The 8,806-nt window shown below is 71.4% G+C and carries 8 protein-coding genes and 2 pseudogenes; 3 read left to right on the top strand and 7 right to left on the bottom strand.

Annotation, left to right across the window (positions count from 1 at the left end):
* The 6 genes and pseudogenes from VR44_RS17575 to VR44_RS17555 all read right to left on the bottom strand — a co-directional run.
* Positions 1-628: pseudogene (locus VR44_RS17575) on the bottom strand (hypothetical protein); the annotation flags it as partial.
* On the bottom strand, positions 628-969 hold the full coding sequence (locus tag VR44_RS45075) for a hypothetical protein (RefSeq protein ID WP_157880333.1): 342 nt from the start codon (positions 967-969) through the stop codon (positions 628-630). The gene VR44_RS45075 and the pseudogene VR44_RS17575, both read right to left, overlap by 1 nt.
* A complete protein-coding gene (locus VR44_RS17570; protein WP_045948461.1) occupies positions 966-3,536 on the bottom strand; it encodes an ATP-binding protein in 2,571 nt (856 codons plus the stop codon). Before VR44_RS17570 ends, VR44_RS45075 begins: the two co-directional genes overlap by 4 nt.
* On the bottom strand, positions 3,536-4,039 hold the full coding sequence (locus tag VR44_RS17565; protein WP_052713669.1) for a hypothetical protein: 504 nt from the start codon (positions 4,037-4,039) through the stop codon (positions 3,536-3,538). The genes VR44_RS17570 and VR44_RS17565 overlap by 1 nt, the downstream gene beginning before the upstream one ends.
* Positions 4,036-4,356: a hypothetical protein gene (locus VR44_RS17560; RefSeq protein ID WP_045948457.1), complete on the bottom strand. Its 321-nt coding sequence runs from the start codon at positions 4,354-4,356 to the stop codon at positions 4,036-4,038. The genes VR44_RS17565 and VR44_RS17560 overlap by 4 nt, the downstream gene beginning before the upstream one ends.
* Positions 4,353-5,372 carry a conjugal transfer protein gene (locus tag VR44_RS17555; protein WP_045948456.1) on the bottom strand — a complete coding sequence of 340 codons (1,020 nt, stop codon included), beginning with the start codon at positions 5,370-5,372 and terminating at the stop codon, positions 4,353-4,355. Before VR44_RS17555 ends, VR44_RS17560 begins: the two co-directional genes overlap by 4 nt.
* A 480-nt stretch (positions 5,373-5,852) precedes the next feature.
* Here VR44_RS17555 and VR44_RS45070 point away from each other — a divergent pair, with 480 nt between their 5' ends.
* Positions 5,853-5,999 (top strand): hypothetical protein, encoded by a 147-nt coding sequence (locus VR44_RS45070; RefSeq protein ID WP_157880332.1) that lies wholly within the window; start codon positions 5,853-5,855, stop codon positions 5,997-5,999.
* A gap of 235 nt (positions 6,000-6,234) precedes the next feature.
* Here VR44_RS45070 and VR44_RS41295 read toward each other — a convergent pair whose 3' ends face one another.
* Positions 6,235-7,428, bottom strand: a complete 1,194-nt coding sequence (locus VR44_RS41295; protein ID WP_052713668.1) for a serine/threonine-protein kinase — start codon at positions 7,426-7,428, stop codon at positions 6,235-6,237.
* A 964-nt stretch (positions 7,429-8,392) separates the two neighbouring features.
* On the opposite strand from VR44_RS41295, the gene VR44_RS49160 reads away from it, so the two are divergent.
* Positions 8,393-8,521, top strand: a complete 129-nt coding sequence (locus VR44_RS49160; RefSeq protein WP_425424515.1) for a hypothetical protein — start codon at positions 8,393-8,395, stop codon at positions 8,519-8,521.
* Positions 8,522-8,676: 155 nt separating this feature from the next.
* Positions 8,677-8,806: pseudogene (locus VR44_RS17540) on the top strand (IS5/IS1182 family transposase); the annotation flags it as partial.

The following is an 8,806-nucleotide window of genomic DNA, read 5'->3' as shown; positions in this document are numbered from 1 at the left end:
CGAGCGGACCGTCCTTGCCCAGCAGGTAGTCAGGCCGGACAAAAGCGCTGGCGGCCAGGGCCGCGATGACCAGGGTCAGCGCAATCTCCCCCAGCCCCGTGCCGGCCTTCCCCCGCACGAACAGGATCAGCCCGAACACGAACGCCCACGCCAACAACAAGCCTTCGAGGCCGAGCGGGGCGACCACGTGCCGCTCGTAGGCGTCGGCGATCTGCTGCGCGGGCCTGGTCAGCAGGGTGATCAGCGGAAATCGGAACACGAAGGAGATCAGCCAGCCACACAGGCCGACCAGCAGCCGGACCAGGGTGAACAGGCCGCCCAGGACGAGGCGCTGGATGTCACCGACCACATCAAGATCCGGCAGACGCCCCGTCACAGCCAGATCGACCGCCGGGACACCCCCTTGGGACTGCGAGGAGACGGGCATGGCCTCCAGCTGATAGCTGCTGAGCGGCACCCCCTCGCCGGTCATGATGTCCAAAGGCCCCAGCAGGCCCCCGCCCGTGCCTGCGCCATCTGCGGTCGCGGCCGCGGCAACCGCCGTGTTCGTCACCACAAACGTGACGGTGAGCAGCGCGACGAACCCGGCGGCGCGCAGAGTCCCCCGGTCCAGCCGGCGCCAGGCCATCACAGTCGCCGCCCGGCGACGCTGGCCAGAGCGATGGCGGCCGCGACAGCGGCGGTGGAGAACAGCAGCAGCGCGGCACGCGCATCCAACCACGGCAGCCCGGCGACGGCCGGTGTGGATGGGTGCGGCACTGCGACCGGCGCGGCGGGGTCGGGCGGGCACAGCTCGTGGACTGAACCAGTGTTCCGCGCACAACGCTCACCGGTCTGGGAAGCGCTCAGCCTGGCTGCCGGTGCAGTCACAGTGGTGTGGGGCAGGGCCCATGCGGCGACGGTGCAGGCAAGTAGCAGCACAGCGACGGCACCCACCAGCAGCAGTCGCGCACCGGATCGGTAGGTCATGAGGTCCCCCCAGTGGCCGCGGGCTGCGCCGCGCGGCCGGGTGTGGTGAAGATCGATTTCTTGATGCGGGGCACGGGCGGGACGACGACCTTGATGCGGCCGACCTGCATGCGCGGGTCGCGCAGCAGCATCTCGCCCTCGCGGCCGGCCTGGCCGACCGGGGAGAGGCCGGTGGTGACCATCCGGATGAGGTCCTCGTCCTCGCCGTCCAGGCCCAGGAACTGCAATCCCTTGACCGCGCGGGCGCGGTCGGCGGTGCGGGCCAGGAAGCGGTAGGCGATCAGGCCGGCGTCCTTGCCGAGCTCGTCTTTGTCGTGGGCCCCGAGGAAGACACCGGCGCCGTGCTTGCGGCCGTCGTGGAGGATCTCGTGGACCAGCGCGGACCCCTCTGCGGAGGAGGTCAGCCAGTACACCTCGTCCAGGGAGACCAGGCAGAACCGGGAGGGGTCGGTGAACGCCGCTTGCCGGGCCACGGCCGCGATCAGATACAGCACCGCCCGCCCGATCAACGCCTCCAAGGGCTGCTGGCGCAGCACCTCCACGTCGGCGAACGCCTCCCGCGGCGGCAGGGTCAGACCGGTCGTGGTCACCACGACCATGTCGGCACCGAGGTCCCCGTCGAGGGTGACCGGTGGCAGACTCGGGTCGAAGACCATTGCCGCCAGCGGATTGGTGCGCACGATCCGCAGCAGGTCGGCCATGGTGGCGGCCGCATCTCCCCGAGTCGAGCCGGCGCCCGAGGCGGCGAGTGCGGCCAGGACGTCGAGGACCTTGCCCATGGACGGCTCCGGCCCGCCGCTGACCTCCTCGACCGCGTGGTGGAGCACGGCCCCGGCGGCCGTCATCGCCCCCACCCCCAACTGCAAGGTGAGGTAGGACAGGGCGTAGTGGGCGCCGACCGGCCCGCCGAACACCCGCAGCGGGTCGATGGAGATCCGCGCCTTCGCGGCATCGATGATCTGGCAGCGGTCACCCATCGCCGTCCGCGCGAAGCCGGCCCACTCGCGCATCGGGGTCCGGTCGATGACGATCGCCCGCCCGCCCCGGTCCACCACGGCCTCGGTGACCAGCTTCTCCAGCACGCTCTTGCCCGCACCGAGGTCGCCGATCACGGCGCTGGAAGCCGAAGCGTTGACCTGCGGGGCATCCGCCGGGTTCAGCAGCACCGGGCGGATCGTGCCGCAGTCGAGGTCGTAGCCGACCATCATCCCGGCCGGATCGCCCACCCGCGACAGCGTCAAAGCCCCACAGGCGGCCCAGTCCTCCGACAGCTGGTGCTGCGTGAACTGCCCCAGCTTCGGGGCCCGCACCGTCCCGGGCAGGCCCAGCGCGAACAGCTCCTCCTGCATCCCATACGGGCGCTCCACCCGGTAGTCGCCCCCCGACAGGGCCGCCGACAGCTCCCGCGCCCGCGCATCACACGTCCCCGCGTCCGGACCCCACACACTGAGCACCGTCACCGACTGGATCTCGACCTCCACCGACGTCCTGGCCATCCGCGCGTCCTGCTCCGCCAGATCCCCCGCGGCATCCGGCAACGAGTGCGGCATCCCGGTCGGCTGCGCACCGTACTGATCCGCCTGGTCCAGGAGTTCACGCTTCTTGCGCTGGACCTGTGCCCGTGCCTTCTTCGCCGTGACCACCCGCAGATCGACCGTGACGTCGACCGGGAAGGGCAGAGCCTCCAGCTGGGCCAGGACGTCCGCGGACCGCACCGACACCGCCGGCGGGATCTCCGCCAGCACCAGGTGCGCCTGGTAACCCGTGCCAGCCTCGGACTCCACCTGAAGCCACCGGCGACCCAGCGGCGACGAGGCCGCCGCCCGCCACCACGGGCTCCTCGCCTTGGCATCCTTGCCGTCGGCGCGCGTCTCCTGGCCGCCCTCGGCCAGCCGGACCATCCCCAGATCCGCGTACGAGGGCGACTGCAGACGGCCCTCCCGCACACTGCTGCCGTACAGCCGGCTCTGCTCCGCGTCCGACAGCAGCGGCTCCTCCGCCAGGCCGCGGCAGAGCGCATGCTGGAGCATCCAGACGATCTCGGCCGCCGACGCGGGACGCAGCCCCAACCCTCCGCCCAAGGAGGTCTGGATCCGCTCAGTCTCCGAGGCGGCCGCCTTCACCTCCGCCTCGGCCACCGGCACCGGCGGGAGATCCAGAGCAGCCGACAGCTCCGCGTACAACGCCGTCAGGGAAGCGCTCGCGGATCCGCCCTTGACCGCCAGAGGCACGGCCAGCCACAGCGTCCGCTCGTGCATCTCCTGACCTGTCAGCAGATCAACCGTCGCCGCACAGGTCTCCGCCCACGCAGGCAGCCGCTGCCAGTCGACGTCGGCCACCATCCGCTCGGCGATCTCCCCGGGATCCGTCCTGGCCGCGAGAACAAACAGGCGCGGCTCGATCCCGGGCATCGACCGCACCAACGAGGTGATCCGACCCAGCAAGTCCTGGTGCACCCGGGCGGGCAGGTAGCCGCCCGGCAGCGCAGCAACCCGCCACACCGCCCACACCCGGCCCGAGGTCGACCACAGCAGATGCCCCGCAATATGCCGGAAAGGCGTCCTCATCACGCCGCCCTCCCCGCACCGTCGGCGAGCAGCCGCGCAAGCCCCGAACCGGCAGCCGCCCGCCCGCCGGCAGGCGCCTCCACCACGGCCACCGCCCCGGCACCCGCCGCAGCGGTCACGAGGCCGGGGGTGATGACGAACCGAGCGCGCAGGCAGGACGGCTGCCGGTCACGGGCGACCCGCCCGCCGATCCGCCCGGCAGGATGCCTCAACAGCAGCGAGCCCACCCCGAGCACAGCCGTGAACGGGTTCTGCCCGGCGATCTGCGCCCCTCGCACTGCCCACACCGCACCCAGCCACAGGGCGATCGGCACCGGCCCCGCCCACGACCACCAGTCGAACGTCTTGATCAAGACGAACGCCCCACCGCCCAGCACCACCAGCTGTGCCGGCGCGTAGGGGCCGAACGGCAGGGTCCAGTCACCGAGCTTGCCCAGCACCCACGGATGCCGGCGCGCACTGGTGTAGGCACGCGCGACGCGCACCCGCTCGGCCCCGCTCACAGAACCCCTCCGCTGCCGCCCGCGGCAGGCTTGGGGGTGACCACGAGGGTGACAGCGCCTGCGCCCTTGGCCGGGTGGTTGATCTCGTCCTTCACCGCGCCGGACAGCGACTCCCGCGCTTCGTACAGGCCCAGTGCGAGCACCATCGCGATCAGCGCGCCGATGCCGGCCTTCAGCGAGACGCGGCGGGCCACGGTCACGACGACCACCACCGTCAGCGCGACCTTCAGGCCCTTGTCGCTCCACCCGCCCAGCGTTCCGAGCAGGGAGTCACCCAGCTCGTCGAGCTTGCCCGCGAGGATGAACTGCTGCTTCATCGCGCACCCCCCGCGACCGGCGCGGCCACCGAACCGGACGGGGCAACGGCCGGTGCCGCCGCACCGGCGGCCCCGCCCTCCAGGCTGCTGACCTCCCACCGCCCGGCCCGCGTGGTCACCTCCAGCTGATAGACCAGCGGCCACCGCGTCCCGGCCCGGTCCTCACCGGCGACCCGCACCCGAACCCGCGCCCGGGCCCCGTCAGCCGGAACCTCCTTCCCGCCCGCCTGCTCGGTGTCGGCGACGACGTCCTCGACGTCCACCCGCACATAGCCGGCAGCCGCCGGAGCCGACAGACGCACCCCGGGCGAGAGGTAGCGCTCCAACCCCGCGCCCTGCCCGCCCGCCAGGTAGGTCCGCAGGAACTCACCCAGCGACGCCGACAGTGCTGCCCCAGAAGGGACGGAGTGAGAGAACGGCCCGGCCGCGGTCTCCTGCGCGGTCTCGGGAGCAGACACCTCCGCAGGCGAAGCCGAGACACCCAGCGCCCCGCCGTCCCGGCCCCCGGTACCGGACACCGCGAAGTACCGCACAACCGGCCCGGTGCTCGCCGGCTCCGGCGCCGGCCTCGAAGCCGCCGGGTCAACGGGGACGGCGTTGGTGAGGGCGGCGACAACCACCGTCCAACCACCGGGAGAGGACGCGGTCCGCACGGGCACCACCCGCAGCGCACCAGGCGCCGCCTCGCCGCGAACGCGCTTGGGGAGCTGCACGGAGGGCGCCAACGACCGCAGTGCCGCAGCCACGGGGCTGCCGGGCTCTGCCGCATCGGAGCGCAGCCACAGCTCCACGAACAGCGCGGCCGTACCGGCCGGGTCGGCCGGCAGCCTGGAGGCGCTGTCGGCCTGCGGAACCGGCGCGGCCTGAGCAACAGGGCCTCGCGGCATCACGAGGGCGACGGCCAGGGCCAGCGGCCCAGCGGCCAGCGCCGCCCAGGCCCCGATCCGGGCAAGACGCGGACCGTTCGTCGAGACGGTCCCGCTGACCGGAAAGGTCTCCAGGCGGGAACGGCGCAACGGCTGCGCAGTTGCGGCCTGAGGCGCTCGCCGGAGGCGGCGCGACGGCCGGGGAACAGGGCTCATGAAAATGCCTTCCGTGGAGGTGCTCGTTCTTGCACCCCACGAAACGGCGGTCTTCTCACCGACCGGGTCACCACTGCCAACCCCCCGGCATCACGGGAAGGAAACAGTGCTGCCAGTGAGTCACCAGTGAGCTCGCGCCACCCAGTGAAACCTCCCCAGTGAAGGTCAGAGCCCTGCCGACAGGACTTCACCGGTGACGAACCCAGTCCCGGCGACCTCACCAACCACCTCACCGCTCCCACCACCGGGAGCCGATCCGGCGCGCCTGCGGCTGAAGCGGGTAACCGTGCGGCCGACCACGGGACCTTCTTCATCCCGCAGCGCGTCGGGCCTGCCGGACGGCGGATACCGTGTCCGTACCGACGCGGCCACTGCGCCCCACCCCGGCTGATAGCACCCCGAAGTGCAGGACACATGTGCACCTGCGGAGCCCTGCCCGACCACGACGAGTGCTCAACCTGTGCCGTCCCCCCAGCGTTCGCCGACTCCGCGGCCGAGGACGAGCCGCACAAGCCGACCCCGCCCCACACCTCGGCCTACCCGGACGAGCCGGCCTTCTGAGAGGCAGTCGCACAGCGCACCGACCGAGTCGTAGTTCCGGCTCAGGAGCGGAAGGCGCCGGGCTCTCCCGGCCGAGCCGCGTCGGCGCGCCACGCGGCCACCCCGGCGCAGGCCGCTGTCGCGCGCGGCCTAGCCGACGCGAGTTCCACGGGCAGGTCGCAGGTCGGGGTCGCGCGGGGCCAGCTGCCTCATGTGGGTCAGCACAGCCGCCTCGCCGGCCTACCCCGACCCGGCCTCAGCCGCTGAGCTTCGCCAGGAGGAAGAGGAGGAGCACCACGCACGCGACGGTGACCGCCACGCCTGCGGCACCCGTCTGCCCGGTGGAGGGACGCTTGACGTCCTGGATGCAGATGAGGCCATGCTTGCCGCTGCCGGCGACTCCGGCCAGGTCGATGCCCTGCTGGGCGGCGAACTCCCTGGCTGCGCGGGTCGCGTAGACGCCGTGTCGCGCCTTGACGGCGGCGATGACGTCCTGCACGAGGACACCGCCGTCGGTGCCCGTGCCCTTGATGGAGTTCACGTCCACTTCGTGCTCGGCCGCGAGCCGGCAGACAGCAGGATCAGGGGCTCCCTGTCGCGGTCCGTCAGGCGCCCGCGGGGGAGTCGGTGTCCCCGACAGTCTGCCCCCTGCGGGGCGCGTGCCGGCCCTTCTTGCGCGGCCGAGCATGGCCAGCGCCTGGGGGACAGCGGGGCGATCGGCCGGGTCCCTTGCCAGCAGGCCGATGAGCAGTGGCGTCAGCGGACCGGCGCGTTGCGGGGCGCGGGGCGTCTCCGTCAGAGCGGCGGTGAGGTTGTCCGAGGGGAACGGGGGAACGCCTTCCACCGCCTCGTACAGCGTCACGCCCAGGGAGAAGAGGTCGGACCTGCTGTCATTTGGTGCACCCTGCCAGCGCTCGGGCGCCATATAGGCGGGCGACCCGATGACCATGGTGGTACGGGTGAGCCGGGAGTCGGTGTGAGCTACGGCGATGCCGAAGTCCGTGAGCAGGACGTCACCGTTCTCACCAAGCATCACATTGGCCGGCTTGACGTCCCGGTGCATGATCCCCGCGTCGTGGGCCGCACCCAGCGCACTCAGGAGCGCCTCGGCGACGTCGAATGTTCGCCGCAGCGTCAGCGGGCCGTTCGTCCTCAGCTCGTCCGCGAGCGACCCGCCTTCCACCAACTGCATGACGATCCATGGAGCGCCGTCGACCTCGACCACGTCGTGGACGGTGATGATGTGCGGGTGGTCCCGTAAGCGCGCCGCATTGCGAGACTCCCGGGCCGCCCGGGTCAGGAGTTCCGCGCGAGCCTCGTCAGGGACCGAGCCGAGGCGCACCATCTTCATCGCCACGTCCACGCCCAGAACCGGGTCGTGGGCCTCCCAGACCTCACCGAAACCGCCCGCTCCCAGCGGGCGGGACAGCCGATATCGCCCCCCGATCACCTTTCCTGGGTAAGCACCCCATGCCATCGCTCCCCCATTCGGACAGGCTCCGCATGCCCCTCGATGTTCCTGCCCGAAGTTCGGGCAGGAACAGAATAGAAATATGAACGTCGTCGCGGTAGGTGCACGCCGCGGCGGGCCCCGTACCCGTACCGCGGGGCCCAACGCCCGGCCAAGGGAAAGTCCCGTCCGTCGCTGCTGCGACCCAAAGCGCCGTTAGGTCTACCTCGGCACCACAACTGCCGCAGCCCCCACCATCTGGCTCCGGCAGATGATCGCCATCGACACCCGGTGATCGGCGCCCGCGATGCTGCTGCCCTGTCCACGTTGCCAACTCCTGCAGGCCTTGCGTGGCTGAGGGGGAAGCTGTGGGGGAGTTGGGAGGGGGACACTGAGGGGGACACAAGGGGGGGAAACTGCCCGGGATACCGACCTGATTCCGCACCTTGCATTTGCACTGGTCAGGCGCCGTTTTCGGTGGTGGTGACCGGCCAGACTTTATTTGTGTAGGGGAGGAGGTGATGGGCTTCTGTTGGGCGCCTGACGGATAGGCGGGACCGGAAGCGAGCGGTGTTGTTTCAACCCGCTGCGGGAGGGCCGTGAGCAGTGACCACTGCTAGCCAGTCTCCTGCTGGCCGCCCGTGGGCGGTCAGGTTGAGTGGCGTCGGCGGTGCCAAGCCGGGGTCGCATCCGATCGCGTCGCAGATCAGCTGTTCCTGGAGGGCCGAGAGCGGGACTGCGTGAAGGGTTCCTCGACCAGGGCCAGGCTGTGGCGTTTGGCTGACGCTGGCATCGGCGGGCGGTTACGTCGCAGGCGTCGACCACAGTTGGATCTCCGCGGGCGCGAGTGAGTTGCGGTGGACGCTGAGGGTGTGGCGGCCGCCATTCCGGCGCTGGCTCGGCCGACCGGGCTGCAAGTTCGTCGACCCCCTCTGGCTCAGCGGCGACAGCGCGCACGCCAGTGATGGACTTCCAGCCCATCAAGGCGGACGCCGTCGTCCGATCCGACAGCCGCGTCTTCGACGGCGGCAAGCTGATCGACGGCCGCAAACGTTACGTCGTGGTTGACACGCTGGCCTACTGCTCCCGGTGACGGTCACCGCAGCGGACGTCGGCGACCGCGCCGCCGGGCAGGTTTTGCTCGCCCAGGTCGCCGCCGCGCACCACCTGCTTGCCTTGGTCTGAGCCGGCGGCGCCTGCACGGGCAGCCTCATCGAGTACGGCTTCACCGTCCTCGCCCTGGTCCTCGCCATCGTGAAGGCGCAGCGATGACATGCGAGGCTTCGTCGTGCTGCCCAAGCGGTGGATCGTGGAGCGCTTCTTCGCCCACCTGACGCGAAGCCGCCGCTTGGTGCGCGACTTCGAGCGGTCCACGGGC

Source organism: Streptomyces katrae (assembly GCF_000966975.1).
In the GTDB taxonomy this organism is placed as follows: domain Bacteria; phylum Actinomycetota; class Actinomycetes; order Streptomycetales; family Streptomycetaceae; genus Streptomyces; species Streptomyces katrae.
The sequence above is the reverse complement of the archived record's forward strand: the minus strand, read 5'-3'. Positions and strand labels throughout refer to the sequence as shown.